A 19,972-nucleotide genomic window follows, 5' to 3' on the forward strand; every position below is an offset into this window, starting at 1 on the left:
TCAAGGCCACCCTCGGCGGGTCACCCGGAGGGGGTGGAGCGCCGATTTCCGGGGTCCTGGAACCCCCCGTGGCGAGCCTGGCCGACGCCGAGCGGCCGGGACCCGATGAGGCTTCGGGTCGGGTGTCCCGAATGTGCCCTCGGGGACGTTGAGCGTCGCGAAGGGCACCTTCGGGACACCCGATCGAGCGATCGACGCAGGTGCCCCCGCCGCGTCAGTGCTCTTCCGGCTCGGAACCGATCCGGTAGGGCACCGGCCTGCCGTCCCCGTCGCGCACCTGGACCGGCTTGCCCTCGGCGTCCACGATCTTGCCGTCGACGATCCTGTCGCCGTCCTTGAGCCGCGAGAAGGCCTTGAGGTCGGAGTAGTCGATCACCCTGGTCGCGGTCGCGAACACCGACGGGTCACTGCCCGCCTTGGCCGGTTTCAGGTGGTTGAACAGCAGGTTCAGCACGACGGCCATGAGCGCGGCCGAGCTGATCCCCGAGTGGAAGATCGTGCCGACCCACGCCGGGAAGTGGTGGTAGAACTCCGGCGCCGCGATCGGGACCATGCCCAGCCCGACCGACGCCGCGACGATCACCAGGTTCATGTTCCCGTTGTAGTCCACTTTGGACAGGGTCTTGATACCGGACGCCGCCACCGTGCCGAACAGCACGAGCCCGGCGCCGCCCAGCACCGGGTACGGGATCGCGGCGACCACCCGGCCGAGCACCGGGAGCATGCCCAGTACCAGCAGGATCACGCCGCCGGCGGTCACCACGAACCGGCTCCGGACCCCGGTGATCGCGACCAGCCCGACGTTCTGGGCGAACGCGCTCTGCATGAACCCGTTAAAGACCGGCGCGACCGCCGAGGACGCCATGTCGGCGCGCAGCCCGTCGCCGATCCGGCGTTTGCCGACCCGCGTGCCGACGATCTCCCCCACCGCGAGCATGTCGGCCGTGGTCTCGGTGAGGGTCACCAGCACGACGATGAACATCGACACGATCGCGGCGACGTCGAAGGTCGGCGCGCCGAAGCCGAACGGGGTCGGTACCGCGAAGATCGGGCCGTCCCAGACCTGCGAGAAGTCGGCCTTGCCGAGCACGGCGGCCAGTACGGTGCCGACCACGATCGACAGGAGGATCGAGAGCCGGGAGATGGCCGGGACGGCGACCTTGCTGAGCAGCAGCACGATCGCCAGCGTCATCGCGGCAAGGCCGATGTTGGAGACCGAGCCGAATTCCGGCGACTTGGTGTTGTTGCCCATCGCCCACTGGGCCGCGACCGGCATCAGGCTGAGCCCGATCACCGTGATCACCGTCCCGGTGACCACCGGCGGGAAGTACTTCACCAGCCGGGAGAACACCGGCGTGATGAGCAAGCCGAGCACCGCGGACGCGATCACCGAGCCGAACACGGCGGGCAGCCCACCGTCGGCCACGATCGCGGTCATCGTCGCCACGCCCGCGAACGAGGTGCCCTGGACCAGCGGCAGCCGGGAGCCGAAGAAGGGGATGCCGAACGACTGCAGGATCGTCGCCAGACCGCCGATGAACAGGCACGACGCGACGAGCAGCCCGATCTCGGCCGTCGAGACGCCCGCGGCGCCGCCGATGATCAGGGGCGGCGCGATGATCCCGCCGTACATCGTCAGGACGTGCTGGACGCCGTAAGTGAAACTCTTGCCGATCCCGAGCCGTTCGTCCTCGGGCCTGCCGCTCGCGGCCGCTTCGGCCCGCGTCCTCTTCACCTTGGATCCGCCTCTCGATAGAAGCGAGCGATGCCGGGCAATTTCAATCTGCGGAGGTTAACTTCCACATAGCAGAACTTGCAAGACCCTGCCCGTAGGGGTCGTCCTTGCGGCGGCCGGACAAAGATCCGTTCCGCACGGGGAGGCCCCGGCGCGGCGATGGTAGAAATCGGCTGCCCAGTCGGTGAGGATCCCGAGGCAGGAAAGACGGCATACATGGCGAATCCGCTGGTCGCTGAGCGCCAGGACTCCACGAAGGCGCACTCCGGTGTCCCGTTGCTGGAATCCGCGATCGACCTCAAGGAAGGCATCGAGAAGGGCGACTGGGCCGCGGTCGCGATGGGTGCCGTCGGGACGGCTCTCGACGCGCTGTCGATGGCCATGGACCCCTTCGGTTCGATCCTCGCCGCGGGCGTCGGCTGGCTGCTCGAACACGTCGGCCCGCTCTCCGACGCGCTCGACGCCCTTACCGGCGACGCCGATCAGATCAAGGCGCAGACCGAGACCTGGTCCAACATCGCGAAGGAACTCGGTGCCATCGGCACGGATCTGACCGACCTGGTCAAGGCCGACCTGCAGACGTGGGCGGGCGACGCCGCGGACCGCTACCGCGAACGGTCAAAGGACACGGTCACCGTGCTCACCGCCGCGCAGAAGGGCTGCGAGGGCGCGTCCAGCGGGGTCAAGACCGCGGGCGAGGTCGTCGCCGCCGTCCGCACCCTGGTCCGCGACATCATCGCCGAACTCGTCGGTCACCTGATCAGCTGGGCGCTGCAGGTGCTGTTCACCCTCGGCATCGGCCTGACCTGGGTGGTGCCGCAGGTGGTGACCGCGGTCGCCAAGACCGCCGCGAAGATCGCCGACCTCACCACCAAGCTCGTCAAGGCGCTCAAGGGCCTGATGCCGCTGCTCAAGAAGGCCGACACGCTCTTCGACGACGCCGCCAAGGCGCTGCGCAAGCTGCAGAGCGGCAAGGTGGACGCGCCGCCACCGCCCAAGACCAAGGGCGGGAACGACCGCGGGATCGACGAAGGCACCAGCAGCTCCAGCGCCGACGGCAACGGCAAACCGGGCGGCGGCAACGACGGCCCCGCCAACGACAAGAGCACCAACACCAAGACCGACAACGACCAGACGAACACCAGCGGCACCGGTGGCGGCGGTGGCACCCGCGACCGGGGCGGCAACACCGACACCACCAAGAAGGACGGCAACGGCGACCGCTCGACGTCGTCGGATTCCAAGAACTACTGCGGTGACCCCGTCGACGTCGCGACGGGTGAGGTCGTCATGAAACAGGTCGACGTGACGCTGCCGGGTGACGCGGCCGAACTCGAACTCTCCCGGACGCATCTGTCGTCCTACACCGCCGGCCGCTGGTTCGGTCCATCTTGGACGTCCACAATGGACCAGCGGTTGGCGATACAGCGCGACCGGATCCTGTTCTACGCCGAAGACGGCATGGTGCTGACCTATCCGGTCCCGGCGGGTGTCCCCGTCCTGCCGGTGCAGGGTCCACGGCACCGGCTGCGCCGCGCGGCGGACGGCTACCGGCTGTCGATGGGCGATCGTGAACTGCTCTTCGCCGGCGCGGGCCGGGTCCTTCCGCTCACGGCCATCGAACAGAACGGCGCCCGCACCGAATTCGCCTACGCGCCCGACGGAACGCCCGCGCGGCTCCGCCGTGACGACGGCGTCGAACTCGCGATCGGCACCGCGAACGGGCGGATCGTCACCATCGGCGCGCCGGGACAGCCGCCGCTGGTGCGCTTCTCGTACAACCGGCTCGGCCAGCTGAGTGTCGTCTCGGACTACGCCGGCCGCCCGATGACCCTCGACTACGACTTCAGTCACCGGCTCGTCGGCTGGAAGGACCGCACGGGCACTTGGTACCGCTACGTCTACGACGACGCCGGCCGCTGCGTCCGCGCGGTCGGGGCGAGCGGCTACTACAACGCGACGTTCGTCTACGAACCCGGCACGACGCGGCACACCGACGCCGCGGGCCATACGTGGACGTACCGCCTCAACGACGCCAGGCAGCTGGTCGAACGCGTCGATCCGCTGGGCAACTCCCAGCACTACGCCTGGAACCGGCGCGACGAACTCTTGTCCACAGTGGACGAACTCGGCCGGGAGACCGGCTACGAGTACGACAAGGACGGCGAGCTGGTCGCCGTCCACCGCCCCGGCGGATCGACGGTGCTGGTGACGCACGCCGACGGCGAGGTCCGGCTGTCGGCGGGCGACGTCCGGCGGACGGTCCCCGCGTTCGACCCGGCCACCACCCTGGTCGGCACCGGGATGCCGGTGGAGATCCCGGACGCGCCCGACCCGCTGACCGACGCCCCTGTGACGGACCGTCCCGGCGACCGCGACCTGTTCGGCCGCCCCCGCCTCGCGTACACGGCCTCCGGCGGCGCGGCACGGCTCGGCTGGACGGCCGACGGGCGCCGTGCCTGGCGCCTCGGTCCGGACGGCGGCCGCGAGACGTGGGTGCACGATGCCGAAGGCCACGTCGTCGAGCACCGCGACGCGGCGGGTGCCGCGCGGCGCCGCAAGTACGGCCCGTTCGGCCTCGTCCTGGAAGAGACCGACGCCGCGGGCGCGCGCACGCTGTTCACCTACGACGGCGAGCTGCGGCTCACCTCGGTGACCAACCCGAACGGCCACACGTGGCGCTATGTCCGCGACGCCGCGGGCAGGCTCGTCGAGGAGATCGACTACGAGGGCCGCCGGACCGGCTACGCCTACGACGCGGCGGGGCAACTGCTGCGCATGACCAGCAGTACGGGTGACGCGACCGAGTACGACTACGACCTCCAGGGCAACGTCGTGGCGCGGCGTACCCCGGACGACGTCACGCGCTACGAATACGACGCGCTCGGCAGGATGACCGTCGCCGAGAACACCGAATCGCGGGTCGAGATGGTCCATGACGACGGGGACCGGGTCGTCGTCGACACGATCAACGGGCTCGGGGTGTGCTGGCGCCACGACGGCGACGTGCTCGTCCGCCGCACGTCGTCCGGTGTGGACAGTGAGTGGCGGTTCACCGGTGAGGGGCTGCCGCGGTCGCTGCGGATCGCCGGCCACGAAGTCGAGTTCGGCTACGACGACGCCGGGCGGGAGATCACGCGCAGCGTCGATGGCACCGTCGTGCTCCGGCGTCGGTTCGACACCGAAGACCGGCTCGCCGAAGAGCACATCGCGGGCGTCGGGCAGCGCGTCTACGGCTACCGGCCGGACGGCAGGCTCGCCGCCGTCGACGACGCGATCCGGCCCTGGCGGCTCACCTTCGACACCGCGGGCCGCGTCAGCGAGGCGCGCGGACCGGCCGGGGTCGAACGGTTCACCCACGACGCCGCGGGGACCATCGTCATCGGCGAGGACGTCTACAGCGGCGACGAGCGGGGCCGGGTCGTCGCGGACCAGTCCTGCGCCTACGAGTGGGACCACCTCGACCGGCTGCGCTCCGTGCGCACCCCCGACGGCGCGTTCTGGACCTACCACTACGACCCGCTCGGGCGGCGGTTCGCGAAACGCCGCTGGCTGATCGGCCCGGAAGGGGAAGCCGAGCTCACACACGACGTCCGGTTCCTGTGGAGCGGGATGACCGTGGTCGAGCGGATGGACTACGACCCCGCCGACGAGTCCTACCGGCTCTTGACCTGGGAACGCTACGACGACGACCGCCCCGTCGTGCAGATCGAGCGCACCGGCGCCCTCGAAGACGCCGTGTTCCGTGCCGTGATCACGTCGCCCGCGGGAACGCCGACCGAACTGCTCGACGAACACGGCACGCTGGTCTGGCAGGACCGCAGCAGTTTCTGGGGTGTGCCGCTGCCCGGCGCCGACACCGCGTCGATGCCGCTGGCGTTCCCCGGCCAGCACCGCGACGAGGAGACCGGGCTGCACTACAACGTCTTCCGGTACTACGACCCCAGGACGTCGCGTTATCTCAGCCAGGACCCGCTCGGCCTCGCCGCCGCGCCGAATCCCGTCGGCTACGTCGACCAGCCGCTGCTCATCGGGGACCCGCTCGGCCTCGTGCCGCCATGCGGGCGCAGCGGTCCGGGCAGCCAGCAGCGACCTCAGCCGGTCGGGCCCAGCGGGCAACCCCAGCCCTTGCGGAGGAGCCCGCGGAAGCCTCCCATCGACGTCGACAAGATGTCGAAGGAGGAGTTCGAGAAGTTCAAGCCGAAACTCGACCAGATCCTGAAGGCGGACAAGCACTTCTTCTGGTCCGGTGGCACCAAGAAGCGCAAACGCGGTGAAGAGGACGAGTACCTCGGCTCGGTCGAGGAGAAGGCGACCAAGATCGCGAAGCAGAACGGCGGCAACACCCTCGAGGGAACCCTCAAGGACAACAACATCAAGATGCCCGGCTGGATCAACGATCCCAACGACCCGAGGAAACCGCTCGTCCAGGAGAAATGGGACTACGTCTCCGAAACCTTCGCCAAGAACTCCAACAAGGACACGCACGTGGTCTTCCCCTACTGGCCGGGCAAGGGACACGACGTCTACCCGCATCGCCGCGAGGACAACGTGTTCGACGTGACCGAGTACCCGCGGCTCGAAAAGATGGGGATCGACCACATCACCAAGCACAACGCGGAAACCGGGCACACGCGCCCGTACCGGCACACCAAGTGACGTTGCCGCCGTTCACCGGATTTGGTATACCAAAGAGAGTCCGGCGAGAAAGGTGTCCCCGTGTTGATCCGTGACGTCCGCCCCTGGGGTGGACAGCGCAGCGACGTCGAGGTGGCCGACGGCCGGATCACCGCGGTGCGGCCGCACGATCCCGCCGCCGCGCCGTCGCCGGACACGGTCGAAGGGCGCGGGCGGCTGCTGTTCCCGTCGTTCAGCGACGTGCACGTCCACCTGGACTCGACGCGGATCGGGCTGCCGTTCCGGCCGCACACCGGCGCGCCGGGTGTCTGGGCGATGATGCTGAACGACCGCGAGAACTGGCGGAACGCCGAGGTCCCGCTGCCCGAACGCGTCGCCGGGACGCTGGAGCGCATGATCGCGAACGGCACCACCCGCGTCCGCACGTACGCGCAGGTGGACGTCGACTGCCGGCTCGAAAAGCTCGACGCCGTCCTCGCCGCGAAGGAGCGCTTCGCCAAGCACGCGGACGTCGAGATCATGGCGTTCCCGCAGGCCGGGATCCTGCGCGAGCCCGGCACCGTGGACGTGCTGGAGGCTTCGCTGCGCTCGGGCGCCACGGTCGTCGGCGGGATCGACCCGTGCTCGCTGGACAAGGACCCGAAGGGACATCTCGACGTCGTGTTCGGGCTCGCCGAGAAGTACGGCGTCGAGGTCGACATCCACCTGCACGAGCCCGGCCACCTCGGTGTGTTCTCGACCGACCTGGTGATCGAGCGGGTTCGCGTGCTGGACATGCGCGGCAAGGTGACCATGTCGCACGCGTACGAACTGGGCTCGATCTCGGAATCGGTGAGCCGCCGCCTGATCGACACGTTCGCCGAACTGGACATCGCGATGGCGACCGTCGCGCCGTCCACCGACGGGCAGCTGTCGCTCGCGGACCTCACGACCGCGGGCGTGCGCGTCGGCCTCGGCGAGGACGGCCAGCGGGACTACTGGAGCCCGTACGGCAACTGCGACCTGCTCGACCGCACCTGGCAGCTGGCCTTCACCAACGGTTTCCGCCGCGACGACCTGATCGAGATGGCGCTGGCCGTCGCGACGATGGGCGGCGCGTCGATCATGAGTCACGACGTCCCGCGGCTGGCGGGTATCGCCGACCGGCCGGGAGTGGCCGTCGGCGACCGCGCCGACCTGGTGCTGGTGGACGGCGAGACCCCGACGAGCGCGGTGATGGACCGCGGCAAGGACCGCACGGTGCTGCACGACGGCGTCGTCGTGGCGGACGGGCTTTCGGTCATCGGGTAAAGCGCTGGCGCGCGATCGCGGCCGCTGCTACCTTGCCGGAGGCCGTGCGAACGAACGAGGAGGTGGTACCCGTGGACATTCCGACCAGGGTGCTCCCCTCAGGGGTCACGGCCGGGCGATAGGTCGTCCGGGAGCGCCGTTTCACGAGCACTCCCGAAAGGCACGACCATGCAGTTCACTTCCGAACGACGCCTCGAAGGCGCCCTCGAGCGCGAGTTCACCCTCGGCGACATCCCCGGAATCCTGTGGACGCCCGAATCGGCGGCACCGGCCCGGCTGATCCTGATGGGGCACCCCGGCGGACTCGGCAGGATGTATCCCCGGCTCGCGGCCAGGGCCCTGGCCTGCACGGCGACGGGCTACGCCGCGGCCACCATCGAACTCCCGGGAGCCGGCGACCGGCCCCGTTTCCCCGCCGTCGACGAAGCCCGTGGCGACCTGCTGAGCGCACTGAAGGCCGGGGAGCCGGTCAGCGACGACATCGTCGACCGGCTCGTCCTCCCGCTGGTCGACGCGGCGGTCCCGGAATGGCGGGCCACTCTGGACGCCCTTCTCACGCTGCCCGGGATCGGCGGTCCGGTCGGGTTCTCGGGCGGGGTGATCGCCATCGCGACCCGGCTGGCGAGGGTCGAACCCCGGATCGCGGCCGCCGTCCTGTTCGCCGGGAGCTATGTGCCGCGAAGCATCCTCGAAGAGGCGCGGCAGGTCACCATCCCGCTGCTGGTCCTGCTGCAGTGGGACGACGAGGGGAACGACCGGCAGCAGGCGCTGGATCTGTTCGACGCCTTCGGTTCGCGGGAGAAGACGCTGCACGCCAACATGGGCGGGCACACCGGCGTCCCGCACTTCGAGGGAGACTCGGCGGGCCGGTTCATCGCCCGGCACCTGAAATAGGTCGCGGAGCCGATGTCGATTTCCGGGTGCGGCGTTCGTGGGGTAGTCGAGCGGTCGCCACGAGGGCGCCGCCACGACCACAGGAGACCCGATGTCGCACCCGGAACCCGTCGCCCGCCGCATGTACGACCTGGTCGAGCCCATCGGCCTGATCCCCTACTTCGCCGACGAGTCGGACGAGGCCCTGATCGCGCTCGGCCTGCGTAACCAGTGGGACGCCTACTTCGCCGGACGGGCCGCGCCGTTCGGCCGTTCGGTGCCCGCCGAGGTGATCCACGCGATCTTCTACAACTTCGCCCCGGGTGAGGTGGCACGTCACCTCCCGAAGGTCTGGGAGCTGACCACGCCCGAGGCGGCGCTGGCCGCCCGCGAACGGGGATGCGTCGCGGGGATGCGGCGGATCCTCGGCGACCTCGGCGACCTCGCCGACGACCCCGGCGTCACGCGCGCCGGCGAACTCCTGCTGAAAGCGGCGACCAGCGCACCCGTCGAGGGACGGGCCCTGTTCGCCGCCGTCCGGACGCTCCCGGTCCCGGAGGAACCCGTGGCGCGGCTGTGGCACGCGGCCACCCTGTTGCGTGAGCACCGCGGCGACGGCCACACCGTCGCGCTGGTGGCCGAGGGTGTCGGCGGGACCGAATGCCACGTGCTCCACGCCCTGTCCGCCGGCATCCCCGCGAACGAGTTCGGCCGGGTCTGGCATCTCCCCGCCGCGCAGCTGGCCGCGGTCGTGGACGGGATGCGCGACCGCGGCCTGATCGGGTCCGACGATCGGCTCACCGACTCGGGCCGGGCCACGAAGGAGCGCGTCGAGGCGATGACCGACCGGCTCGCGGAGGCGCCTTACAACGCCCTGAGCCCCAGCGAACTCGAGAACCTTGTCGCCGACCTCGAACCGATCTCGGCCGCCATCCGGGCCACCATCCCGTGGTAGTCACCGGACGCGATAACGCAGGTGGGTGGCGGCGCCCGCGACAGGTTCACCCAGGGGGACGAGCTCGCCAAGACACCCGCCGAACACTGAGGTCCCCCGGCCCAGCACCACGGGGGCGAGGTGGAGGTGGACCTCGTCGAGCAGGCCCGCGGCCAGCAGTTGCCCGGCCACGTCGGCCCCGAGCACGAGGACGTCCTTCTCCCCTGCCGCGTCCTTGGCACGCCGGACCGAGGCCTCCAGCCCGTCGAAGGCGAACGTGCCACCGTTGTCGCCGAGGAGGTCTTCCCTGGTCCGGTGGGTGATCACGAAGCTGGGGACACCGGGCCACGGCGTCCCGCCCCACGGCCGAAGACCGAGGTCGAAGGTGCGCCTGCCGATGACGGCCGCCCCGGCCCTCGCGTTCACCTCCTCGAAAACGCGGGCGTCGGGGCCCTCCCCGGCCATCCACTCGTGCAGCCGTTCCCCGCCGTCACCCATGGGCTCTTCGGCCCGGACGTCCGGCCCGGCGGTGAAGCCGTCCAGCGACATCGACACATCCAGCACCACCTTGCTCATCACAAGGCCTCCTTCGCTCCCGTCCGGCGCTTTCGGGAGGGGGTCGGAGCGGGCTCGGCCGTCTCGACATCCACGCACGAACGCCCTTGCCCGATCCGGACAAGGGCGTTCACAGGGCGCGGTTTTCAGTCGTCGGCGCGGAGTTCGGCGTTGACGCGCTGGGCTTCGTGGAGCTGGTCTTCGAGAGTGACGATGCGGCAGGCGGCCTCGACGGCGGTGCCCTGATCGACCAGTTCCCGCACCCGGGCGGCCAGGCGGAGCTGGTGCCGGGAGTAGCGGCGATGGCCGCCGGCGGAACGCTGCGGGGTGATCAGACCGGCCTCGTCGAGGCTGCGAAGGAAGCCTTGGGTGGCGCCGAGCATGTCGGCGGCCCGGCCCATCGTGTAGGCGGGGTAGTGCTCGTCATCGAATTTGTCGGCACCGTCGGCCGGTCCGTTCTGGGCAGGGATCATTCCACCTCCACATCACAAAGGACCCCGGGTGCCAGCACGGCACCCGGGGTCCTCAGGGTTGGGTTTCACCATTGTCAACCGACGTGACCGCCGGCCTCTTGCACCCGCGTCCGCTGGGAAGCCGGACCTCGCGGGGATCGCTCACTCGTGACCGCGAACCACCTCCGAACTCGATGGAACTACGGCACCCGCGCGGTGCTACCTTGCCGCTGCGGGCGATCCAATGATGTTGCCGTTCCCTTCTTTCCTGTGTTTTCCACTTACTGGGTACTGCTAATTCACCTGCTACGGACGACACCGGCGGGAACCCTTCCACTGATCGGTCCCAGCACGCTGACGCCGCTGGTCACTGCCCGGAGCCCCGTCACTGATCGGCTCCGGCCACCTGACCGGTCCTGCAACTGCATTGACTGACTACAACTGCTTGTTCTTCACGGGCGCACGTGCTCCGCCCGCTTCCTGCACTTCCGCCAGGGCCGGCACTACCTGGTCGAACCTTCTTCACAACCCGGCCCTGAGATCTTGCTCCCGGCCAAGCGTCCGGGGCCTGTCGCTCGCCCCGGCACCGCCCGGCCGGCTCATCTCACATCTCGCGGGTAGTTACGTCATCTCCCGCGCCTGCTTGACGTTGTCTTTCTCGGTACAAGGAGAACATTACACACACCCGCCGTTGAATGTCTACCCCGGCCACCATAGATTTTCTGCAGCGTGCCGTTGGACGACAGCAGAAGGAGCACCCAGGGCCATGAGTGACGACCTCGCGGGAGATTCGCTCGACGAGCGGTACGGCCTGGCCGAGGTGCGTGACCTGGACGAGTACGCCGAAGCTCTCACCCGCCTGGCCGAGCAGGGGCTGCGAGACGAGCGCACGACGTTGCTCTCGGAAGCCGAGGCCTACGCGGTGGCGGAGCTGCTCGGCCGGTTCGCGCTCAGCGAGCCCTGGAGCCCGTTGAACCAGCTGGCCGCTTCCCTGGCCAGCCGGATCTACAACCGCCTGGGCGCCTGAACGCGGAAACCCAGTGGCCTGTGTCACAAGGCCGTTCTGTCACGGGAATCGGGTCGCCGGGATCTCTTGGGCACGACGCCAAGAGAAAGGAAACCCATCCCCATGTCGACGACGGCGGGCCCGCGATCGCGCATGCCCAACCCGATCCCTTTCGTCCCCGAGATGGCCGAGGTCGCGGGCGGTCTGCACAAGGTCCTCAAGAACGGCGTGATCCCCTCGACGACCATCGCGCTGCTGCAGTTGCGCGCCGGGCAACTGCTCGGAAGCACGTACTTCACGATCCGCGAAACCGGCGCTCTCCGGCAGGCCGGGGAGCCTGAAGAACGCATCACCGCGGTGGCGACCTGGCAGGACGCCACCTGCTTCACCGACCCCGAACGGATCGCGCTGGAACTCGTCGAGGCGGTCCTCACTCCGAATCCGTCCGGCGAACGGGTGCCCGATTCGTTGTACGCCAAGGCATCCGCTTGCTACGACGCCAAGGCGCTCTGGACGCTCGTCATGGCGATCGCGCATATCGGCTTCTTCGCTCCCGCCGCGCTCATCGCCAAGCCGATTCCCGGCATGCCGCCCGGCCAGAACTACACCGACTGACTTTTCCCGAAAGGTTCGAAACATGAGCAAGTTCGCAGTGGCCGGAGCGACCGGCAGGCTGGGACGGCACGTCGTCGACGTCCTCACCGAACGAGGCCACCACGTCGTGCCGATGTCCCGGGCCACCGGCGTGGACATCGTCACCGGCGAAGGACTCGCCGAAGCACTCGCCGGAGCCGAAGGCATCATCGACGTCGCCTCGTGGCACGGCTCCGAACAGGAGGCGGCGACGGAATTCTTCCGTGTATCGGCCCGCAATCTGCACGAAGCCGGCCGTCAGGGGGGCGTCGCCCGGATCACCGCGGCGTCGATCATCGGCGCCGACAAGGCCACCGCCGGTTTCCTCGCCGCCAAGAAGGTGCACGAGGAACTCCTCCTGGCGGGCCCTCTCCCCGTTCGCCTCCTGCGGGCCGCGCAGTTCCACGAGTTCGTCGGCCAGCTCCTGGACTGGCAGCAGGGTGACGTCGTCCACCTGCCCGCCCTGCCCACTCAGCTCGTGGCCTGCCGCACCGTCGCGGAGGAACTGGTCGACCTCGCCGTCGCCCAGGAAGACCCGGGGCCGCCGATCCCCGAAATCGCGGGGCCCCGCAAGGAGAACATGGCGGACGCGGCCCGTCTCCTCGCTGCCCGCCGAGGCATCGAGGTCGTCGGCGTCGACGGCGCCGGCATGCCAGACGCCGAAATCGCGGCGGCCGGCGCTTTCCTGCCGGGTCCGCACGCCAAGCTCGCGGGTCCCACGTTCGCCGAGTGGCTCGACGCCCAGAAAGGCTGAAAATGACCGAAGCAATGCCGCTTCATATGCGAAGGAACGGTCTCAACCCGGTCGCGGAGTTGGCGAGGGCCCGTGACGGCGAGGGCGTCGTGCGAGTCGAGACGCCGTTCGGCCTGCCCGCGTATCTGGTCAGCCGCAAGGAAGACGTCCGCGAAGTGCTGGCGGATCCGGCCCGGTTCAGCAGTGCGTTGACGCCGCTGCCGGGGGGCGGCCCCACGGCGGGGCAGCTGATCCGGCTCGACCCGCCCGACCACACGCGTTTGCGACGGCTGCTCACGCCCGAATTCACCGTCCGGCGGATGAGCAGGCTCGAGCCGCGGATCACCGAGATCGTCCAAGCGGCCCTGGACGATCTGGAGCGAGCCGGCAGGCCGGCCGATCTGGTGACGCACTTCGCGTTGCCGGTGCCGTCGCTGGTGATCTGCGAGCTGCTGGGTGTCCCGTACGCCCACCGCGGCGAGTTCCACCAGCGTGCCGTGCGGATTCTCGACACCTCGCTGCCGATGGACCAGCGGGTCGCGGCGCAACGGGAGGACCACGACTACATGGCGGACCTGGTGGCCCGCGCCCGGGCGGATCCCGGTGAAGATTTGCTGGGCATGCTCGTGCGGGAACACGGCGGTGAGCTCGGTTCGGACGAGTTGACCGGCATCGCGGGCCTTCTGCTGCTCGCCGGGCACGACACGACGGCGAACATGCTCGGCCTCGGCACACTGGCCCTGCTGTGGCACCCGGACCAGCTGGCGATGCTCCGCGAGGATCCCGGGCTGATCGAACCCGCCGTCGAGGAACTGTTGCGCTGGTTGTCCGTCGTCCAGTCGCTGCCACCGCGGACGACCACGGCGGACGTGGAGATCGGCGGGCACCGCATCCCCGCGGGATCGCTCGTGATCTGCTCGATACCGGCCGCCAACCGCGATCCCGCCCTGATCGACGATCCCGAGACGTTCGACATCACGCGCGGAACCACCGGCCACGTCGCCTTCGGGCATGGTCCGCACCACTGTCTCGGGGCGCCACTGGCGAGGATGGAACTGCGCATCGCCCTGCCCGCACTGCTTCGGCGCTTCCCCGATCTCGCCTTGGCCGACCCGGAAGAACCGCTGGACTTCCGGGTCTTCAGCCTCGTTTACGGCGTGCGCACGTTGCGGGTGACGTGGTGAACGGGCGGTTCTTCGGCCTGCTGAAGGCGAGCACGGTGTTCCTGGCGGCCACGCTGCTGGTGCAGGCATTCACCGCCGGCCTGCTCCTTTCCGGCGAAGGCGGTAGCTCGGTGCACCACGCCACCGGCCCCTTCGTCACGGTCGCGATGGTCGTGCAGTTCGTCGCCGCGCTCCTGGTGTGGCGGGTGGGCCGCGGCTCGGCGCGATACCCGGCCGTCAGCGCGATCCTTCTGATGCTGATCGGCGTCCAGTTCGTGGTCGGCGGCAGCGGCGATCTCGCCGTCCATGTCCCGCGGGGGGTGGCGTTGTTCGGGGTGAGCACCGTGCTGGTGGCGCAGGTTTGGACGCCTCGCGCTAGCGGGTGACCTGGCGTGCCGGATGGGGTGACGTGCGAGGCGCCAGACCTACCGTCGGGATTCACCGATCGTGGTTTCGCCCAGTCCACCTTCGGATTCCCAGCGGGACAGGGCGCTCTCGGAGGCGAGCGGCACACCGAACCCGTGGAGGAGGGTCTCCGGGCAGGTCACGTCGTTCTGCCCGGAGGCCGCCGCCAGAACCCGCCCGGCGGCCACCGGATCCGCCTCCGGCGGTATCACGACGAGGGTGACGCGCCGCATGTTCCCTCCGGTCACGTGCACGACATGGACGTTCTGCGAGTCGATTCCCTCGAGTTTGATCAGCCGCCCATGGCAGATCAGCTCACGGACCGTGACCGCCCAGGCCGACGGCGGGAACGCCACCCGCCACACCGGGCCGATCGGGCCAGTGAGCGCGGTGGCGAGTTCGGGCACCTCGGCCGTCAGGTCACGGGAACGGGGCCACCAGGCGCCGTCGACGAAACCGCTCTCCGAGTTGCGGGGTTTGAGGCTGAGCCGTTCACCGGTGTCGCGGGCGAGGGAGTCGACACGCATATTCGAGTCCGGTCTCCGGCCGGGAAGCCGGCGTAATGAAGAGCCGAAAATGACATCGGTCGTGCTCCGACGCGCGAAATACTCTCGGTATTTCCAGGATACACGGAAAATGTGGTGCCACGCGAAAGGCTGTAGAGTCGAGCGTATCCCGCAATCATTTGCGGGCAACGGGAAGCAGGCGACATGACCGCCGATCGGAAAGACCTCGGACTGATCATCGAACGGCTCCACCTCGGTACCGGATTCTCCGCCTCCGAACACGAGTGGGTCGCCGAACGGCTGGCCGCGCTCGGTTCCAGGCTGCGGTCCTTCAGCGAAGGCCAGGTCGACCTCGAAATCAGCGTCAAGGACCGGCGCGGGGCGGGGCAGCGACTCACTCTCGAATGCCGTCTCCACCGCTTTCCCGGCCTGCACCTGGTGGCCGGTTCTTCGGCACCGGACCTGCCGGTCGCGCTCAACGAGGTCCGCACCGACATGATCCGCCAGGTCGACCACGCCAAGACCCGCACCGAACCACGGCACAATCGCGCGCTGCGGCACCCTCCCGGCCCGCCCGTGTCAGCGATGTGATCGCGCAGCGTAAGCGAGGATGGCGTCGATGTCGGCGGTGCCGTCGGCGACCTCACGGGCCAGGTCCGCCAAGCGCAGGTGGTGGCCGCGGGCGTAGCCACGCAGGGCGGTGAAGGCGTTTTCCATGTCCGGGTCATGACTGCGTGCGGACAGGACCCCCTTCGCCTGTTCGATGATCACCCGGCTGTTCAGCGCGGTCTGCAGCTGCTCGGTGAGGAGTTCGCCGCGGACGATGGCGCGTTGTTGCAGCAGCCCGATGGTGGCGACGTCGGCGAGAGCCTGGCTGAGGGCGGTGCGATCGGCGTCTTCCCGCACCGGTTCGGTGTGGAGCAGGGTGAGGCTGCCGATGACCATCCGGCGCAACCGCATCGGGACGGCTTCCGCGGCGCGGAATCCGGCCGTGGCCGCCGCCTCCGTGAACCGGGGCCACCTGGCGGCGTCCTCACGAAGGTCGGTGCTGCGCACCGGGCGGGCGTCGCGGAGGCAGTCGATGCACGGCCCGTCTTCGGTCCGTGCCGCCAGGGTTTCCAGCAGCCCGGCCCGTTCGGAGGAGGCGGCGGCCATCCGGAGCCTGCCTTGGGAATCGACCAGTACGACACCGGCGGCGGAGACCTCCATCAGCCGCACGCACTGCTCGACGAGTGTGCGCAGAAAGTCCGCCACGTCGAATTCGGTCACCAGGGTGTCGGCGAGTTCGACGAAGGTGCGCGCGAGCAGCCTTTCCCGTCCCACGGCCGCCGAGGTGTCACCGGCCGCGATTTCCTGCGGTTCTCTTGTCATGCTTTCATTCTCCTGTCTCGAGCATCAGTTCGCGCCGCACGATTCGCCCGCCGACCTCGTTCAGCGACAGGTGATGGGTGTAGGCGTAGGCACGGATCCTGATGAGGGCTTCTTGCAGACTCACGTCGAGTTGAACGGTCACGATGCCGGTGGCCTGATGCACCACGCTGTGCGGTTCGCCCCGTCCCAGAAGCCGCGCGCCCTGTGCCGCCTCGGCGTCGTCCAGCAACGCCACCGTCCCCGCCTCCGCCAGGGCCAACGCGCCGGAAAGGCCTCGCACGCTGAGCGGGCCCGGTGTGTCGCGGTACAGGTCCAGCACGCCCAGGCGCGCGGCGCCGACCTGCAGCGGGAACGAGAACACCGCCGCCACGCCGAGTCCCGCCGCTCCCGGCGCGTAGGCGGGCCACCGGTCGTACTCGGCGTCGAGATCCGGGACCAGTACCGCCCCGCCCGAAACGAACGCGTCCACGCTCGGTCCCTCACCCACGGTCAGCTGCAGATCTTCCAGCCGCTCCGCCGCCGCTCCGGTGGAGTGCACCAGCACCTGGGTGCCGTCGGCCAAGGAACCCGCCATCACGCTCATCCCGGCCCCGGAGACGGCCAGTTCGGTGACGCACAGTTCGCAGATGCGCCGCACCAGGTCGAAACCGCCGTCGGCGTCACCGAGAAGCGCGAGAAGCCGGTCGGTCATGGCAAAGCGAGGCGGAAGATCTTGCGGACGACCGAGCCGAGCTGTTTCGACAGGGAACCGGTGTTGTACGGCAGATCGTGCTTCTCGCAGATCTCCCGCACGTCGGCGGCCATCCGCGGATAACGGCGGGAGGGGATGTCCGGGAACAGGTGGTGCTCGATCTGGTGGCTGAGGTTCCCGGACAGCAGGTGGAAGAGCGGGCCGCCGGTGATGTTCGCGGAACCGAGCATCTGGCGCAGGTACCACTGCCCCTTGCTCTCGTTTTCGCTCTCCTCTTCGGTGAAGACCTGGGCGCCGTCGGGGAAATGACCACAGAAGATGATCGAAAACGCCCACAGGTTGCGGATCAGGTTCGCGCCGGCGTTCGCCGCGAGGGTCACCGGGAACAGCGGACCGGTCAACGCCGGGAAGAGCAGATAGTCCTTGCCCGCTTGCCGCCCCGTTTTGCGCAACATCGGGCCGAGCAGCGGGCGCACGTCCGCCCAGGACCGGCGGCCCTGCACGATCCGGTCGACTTCGAGGTCGTGCAGCATGATCCCGTACTCGAAGAACAGCGCCTGCGCCGCCGCGTAAAGCGGATTGCCGAGGTAGTACGGATTCCATTTCTGGTCCTCGGTGATCCGGATGATGCCGTAACCGACGTCGCGGTCCCTGTCGAGGATGTTGGTGTAGGTGTGGTGCATGAAGTTGTGCGAGCGGCGCCACTGCCCGCTCGGGCAGACCATGTCCCATTCGAAGGTCCGCGAATTCAGCGTCGGATCCTTCATCCAGTCGTACTGACCGTGCAGGACGTTGTGCCCGATCTCCATGTTGTCCAAGATCTTCGACAACGACAGCGCGCCCACGCCGGCGATCCACGCCGGCGGGAACCAGCCCGCGAAAAGCAGCACCCTGCCCGACACCTCGCTGAGCCGCTGCACCGCGACGACCCGGCGGATGTAGTCGGCGTCCTCCGCGCCGAGATCCGCCACCACCCGCTGTCGCAGCGCGTCCAGTTCCGCACCGATCAGCTCAACCTGGCTCCGGTCGAGGTTCCGGGTCATCGTGGTCATGGGGCGACTCCTTTTCAGGTTCTGGTGGGCCGGGCTCCGCGGGTCTGCTCGCGTGGACGTCGGCCGGGTCGACGTGTTCGTCGGCCTCACTGCGCAAGGACCGGATCGCGGAATCGAGCACCGCCAGCAGGGGCACGGCGAGCAACGCGCCGGCGATACCGCCGACGAGCAGCCCGCTCGCGATGGCGAGCACCACCGCGAGCGGATGGAGCTTCACCGCCCTGCCGAGCAGGAACGGTTGCAGCAGGTGGCTTTCCAGCTGCTGGACGACGAGCACGACGCCGAGCAGGATCAGCGCCGGGACGAACCCGTTGGCGACCAGCGCGATCAGCACCGCGACCGTACCCGCCACGATCGAGCCGATGATCGGCACGAACGCCCCGAGGAACACCAGCGCCGACAAGGGAACGGCCAGCGGCACGCCCAGGACGGCCATGCCGATACCGATGCCGACCGCGTCCACCGTGGCCACCGCGATCGTCGCTCGCACGTAACTGACGAGCGCCGCCAGGCTCCGCCTCCCGGCGACGTCGGCACGGGTCCGCGTCGCGGCGGGCACCGCGCGCAGCAGGAAGGCCCAGATACGAGGTCCGTCCGCCAGCAGGAAGATCAGGACGAACAACACGAGCAACGCCTGCGCCAGCACCGCGCCGACGGTCGCCGCCGTGCTCAGCGCGCCGGAGGTCAAGCCGGTCCGGGAGTTGGTCAGCGTCGCCACCAGGTCGTCGACCGAATCCCGCAGCTGCGCGGCGCTGAGGTGGAACGGGCCGGTGGTGAGCCAGTTCGCGACGGCGTCGACGCTCTTCGCGAGCTGGACCCGCAAGGCGGGAAGCCCGTTGACGAACGTGAGCACCACGAAGGTCAGCAGGCCGCCCAGCACCGCGAGCCCGCCGACCAGGACCATCACGACGGCGAGTCCTCGCGGGACCCGATGTCGGGCGAGGAAGGTCACCGCGGGAGCGAGCATCGCGGCCAGCAGCAGGGCGATCGACACCGGCACGACCACCGCGGCCAGATACCCGACGACCAGACCGAGCACGTAGAGGGTCGCGCCGATGACGAGCAGCCGCCACCCGAGCTCCGCGGCCACCCGCACCAGGCGCGGCACCACCGGCCGGGGGGCGTCGGAACCTTTCGGGCTCGTGCCGGGATCGACCATGAACAGGTCCTCTCATCCGCTGCGGGCCACCCGGTGTCAGCAGGACTCGTCCGGCCGTGGCAGGGCGAAACGGCGGATCAGCATCGTGGCCAGTGCCCCGAGCCCCAGCCACACGATCGCGGCGAGCCCGCTGTCGATCAGCACCCCGGCCTTCGTGTCGGCAGGCGCGAAAAGGCCGTCGAACCCCAGCGAAACGCCGTCGGCGAAACCGAGGACGAACCCGGCCACCCCGTTCGCGGGATCGGCCGCACCGAAGACCAGGAAGATTCCCGCCACCAGCACCGTCGCGAACAGTCCACAAAGCACTCTCACCACGGCGCAGGACACCGAGACCGTTCGCCGCCGCCGCTCGCGAACCGTGTCGCCGTCGAAGGGCTCCCGCTCGACACGGTGCCATCCCGCCGTCACGCCGGTCATCGGCCCGGCACCGGTTCGGCGGTGACGAGACCGAGCACGATCCAGGTGAGAAAACCCATGACGACTCCTAGGCAGAACAAACGGTTCGAGCCTGCGACGCCAGGGTCCGGGGCGAAACCCGATACACCACGATCCGTTCCGCCGGTTCCGGACGGCCGATCGGGTGACACCTGTCATCCTAGACCTCGATCCCGGTGCCCGCCGATCGATGCGAGACCGGTATCTCCGGCCGAGAAACCGGTCTCTTTTCCGCTCACCACGCGGTAGACTGCCAAGACAGCGCCGGAGTGCCCAGACGCCGCCCTCACGACGATCGCCCGTCAACCGGTCGCATCTTCCGCGGTGGTCGGCCAGTCTGG

19 protein-coding genes are annotated in these 19,972 nt (G+C 69.2%); 10 read left to right on the forward strand and 9 right to left on the reverse strand.

Annotated elements, in window-relative coordinates; genetic code table 11:
* Positions 1–214 precede the first annotated feature (214 nt).
* Entirely contained in the window at positions 215–1,735 is a 1,521-nt protein-coding gene (locus ACXIZN_RS31600; protein ID WP_457958724.1) for a nucleobase:cation symporter-2 family protein, read from the reverse strand.
* A 216-nt stretch (positions 1,736–1,951) separates the two neighbouring features.
* Here ACXIZN_RS31600 and ACXIZN_RS31605 point away from each other — a divergent pair, with 216 nt between their 5' ends.
* From ACXIZN_RS31605 to ACXIZN_RS31620, 4 genes are all read left to right on the forward strand, one after another.
* Positions 1,952–6,394, forward strand: a complete 4,443-nt coding sequence (locus ACXIZN_RS31605) for a DUF6531 domain-containing protein (protein WP_457958725.1) — start codon at positions 1,952–1,954, stop codon at positions 6,392–6,394.
* A 60-nt stretch (positions 6,395–6,454) separates the two neighbouring features.
* A complete protein-coding gene (locus ACXIZN_RS31610) occupies positions 6,455–7,663 on the forward strand; it encodes an amidohydrolase family protein (RefSeq protein ID WP_457958726.1) in 1,209 nt (402 codons plus the stop codon).
* Between the two features lie 168 nt (positions 7,664–7,831).
* Positions 7,832–8,557 carry a dienelactone hydrolase family protein gene (locus ACXIZN_RS31615; protein ID WP_457958727.1) on the forward strand — a complete coding sequence of 242 codons (726 nt, stop codon included), beginning with the start codon at positions 7,832–7,834 and terminating at the stop codon, positions 8,555–8,557.
* A 91-nt stretch (positions 8,558–8,648) separates the two neighbouring features.
* Positions 8,649–9,491, forward strand: a complete 843-nt coding sequence (locus tag ACXIZN_RS31620) for an SCO6745 family protein (RefSeq protein WP_457958728.1) — start codon at positions 8,649–8,651, stop codon at positions 9,489–9,491.
* Here ACXIZN_RS31620 and ACXIZN_RS31625 read toward each other — a convergent pair whose 3' ends face one another.
* Both ACXIZN_RS31625 and ACXIZN_RS31630 read right to left on the reverse strand, forming a co-directional pair.
* On the reverse strand, positions 9,492–10,046 hold the full coding sequence (locus ACXIZN_RS31625) for a dihydrofolate reductase family protein (protein WP_457958729.1): 555 nt from the start codon (positions 10,044–10,046) through the stop codon (positions 9,492–9,494). It lies immediately after the preceding gene.
* Between the two features lie 125 nt (positions 10,047–10,171).
* Positions 10,172–10,498: a MerR family transcriptional regulator gene (locus ACXIZN_RS31630; protein WP_457958730.1), complete on the reverse strand. Its 327-nt coding sequence runs from the start codon at positions 10,496–10,498 to the stop codon at positions 10,172–10,174.
* Between the two features lie 745 nt (positions 10,499–11,243).
* Here ACXIZN_RS31630 and ACXIZN_RS31635 point away from each other — a divergent pair.
* The 5 genes from ACXIZN_RS31635 (at position 11,244) to ACXIZN_RS31655 (ending at position 14,398) form a co-directional block, all read left to right on the forward strand.
* Positions 11,244–11,504, forward strand: coding sequence for a hypothetical protein (locus tag ACXIZN_RS31635; protein WP_457958731.1), 261 nt, complete (start codon positions 11,244–11,246; stop codon positions 11,502–11,504).
* Positions 11,505–11,606: 102 nt separating this feature from the next.
* Entirely contained in the window at positions 11,607–12,098 is a 492-nt protein-coding gene (locus ACXIZN_RS31640; RefSeq protein ID WP_457958732.1) for a carboxymuconolactone decarboxylase family protein, read from the forward strand.
* A gap of 22 nt (positions 12,099–12,120) precedes the next feature.
* Positions 12,121–12,870 carry an SDR family oxidoreductase gene (locus tag ACXIZN_RS31645; protein WP_457958733.1) on the forward strand — a complete coding sequence of 250 codons (750 nt, stop codon included), beginning with the start codon at positions 12,121–12,123 and terminating at the stop codon, positions 12,868–12,870.
* Between the two features lie 26 nt (positions 12,871–12,896).
* Complete coding sequence (locus ACXIZN_RS31650) at positions 12,897–14,033, forward strand: cytochrome P450 (protein ID WP_457958734.1); 1,137 nt, start codon at positions 12,897–12,899, stop codon at positions 14,031–14,033.
* A complete protein-coding gene (locus ACXIZN_RS31655; protein ID WP_457958735.1) occupies positions 14,030–14,398 on the forward strand; it encodes a hypothetical protein in 369 nt (122 codons plus the stop codon). The genes ACXIZN_RS31650 and ACXIZN_RS31655 overlap by 4 nt, the downstream gene beginning before the upstream one ends.
* Before the next feature lie 39 nt (positions 14,399–14,437).
* Here the strand turns inward: ACXIZN_RS31655 and ACXIZN_RS31660 are convergent, their stop codons facing one another.
* A complete protein-coding gene (locus ACXIZN_RS31660; protein WP_457958736.1) occupies positions 14,438–14,944 on the reverse strand; it encodes a DUF5994 family protein in 507 nt (168 codons plus the stop codon).
* 183 nt (positions 14,945–15,127) lie between these two features.
* Here ACXIZN_RS31660 and ACXIZN_RS31665 point away from each other — a divergent pair, with 183 nt between their 5' ends.
* Complete coding sequence (locus ACXIZN_RS31665) at positions 15,128–15,514, forward strand: HPF/RaiA family ribosome-associated protein (RefSeq protein WP_457958737.1); 387 nt, start codon at positions 15,128–15,130, stop codon at positions 15,512–15,514.
* On the opposite strand, the gene ACXIZN_RS31670 is transcribed toward ACXIZN_RS31665, so the two are convergent.
* The 5 genes from ACXIZN_RS31670 to ACXIZN_RS31690 are packed head-to-tail and all read right to left on the reverse strand — an operon-like array spanning position 15,503 to position 19,613.
* On the reverse strand, positions 15,503–16,294 hold the full coding sequence (locus ACXIZN_RS31670) for a GAF and ANTAR domain-containing protein (RefSeq protein WP_378344825.1): 792 nt from the start codon (positions 16,292–16,294) through the stop codon (positions 15,503–15,505). The two genes, ACXIZN_RS31665 and ACXIZN_RS31670, sit on opposite strands and share 12 nt — an antisense overlap.
* A gap of 4 nt (positions 16,295–16,298) precedes the next feature.
* A complete protein-coding gene (locus tag ACXIZN_RS31675) occupies positions 16,299–16,985 on the reverse strand; it encodes a GAF and ANTAR domain-containing protein (protein ID WP_457958738.1) in 687 nt (228 codons plus the stop codon).
* Positions 16,982–18,037, reverse strand: coding sequence for a fatty acid desaturase family protein (locus ACXIZN_RS31680; protein ID WP_378344823.1), 1,056 nt, complete (start codon positions 18,035–18,037; stop codon positions 16,982–16,984). Before ACXIZN_RS31680 ends, ACXIZN_RS31675 begins: the two co-directional genes overlap by 4 nt.
* Positions 17,997–19,196: an AI-2E family transporter gene (locus tag ACXIZN_RS31685; RefSeq protein WP_457958739.1), complete on the reverse strand. Its 1,200-nt coding sequence runs from the start codon at positions 19,194–19,196 to the stop codon at positions 17,997–17,999. Before ACXIZN_RS31685 ends, ACXIZN_RS31680 begins: the two co-directional genes overlap by 41 nt.
* 36 nt (positions 19,197–19,232) lie before the next feature.
* Positions 19,233–19,613: a hypothetical protein gene (locus ACXIZN_RS31690; protein WP_457958740.1), complete on the reverse strand. Its 381-nt coding sequence runs from the start codon at positions 19,611–19,613 to the stop codon at positions 19,233–19,235.
* Positions 19,614–19,972: the final 359 nt, after the last annotated feature.

The sequence above is a fragment of the Amycolatopsis sp. TRM77291 genome (genome assembly GCF_054166285.1).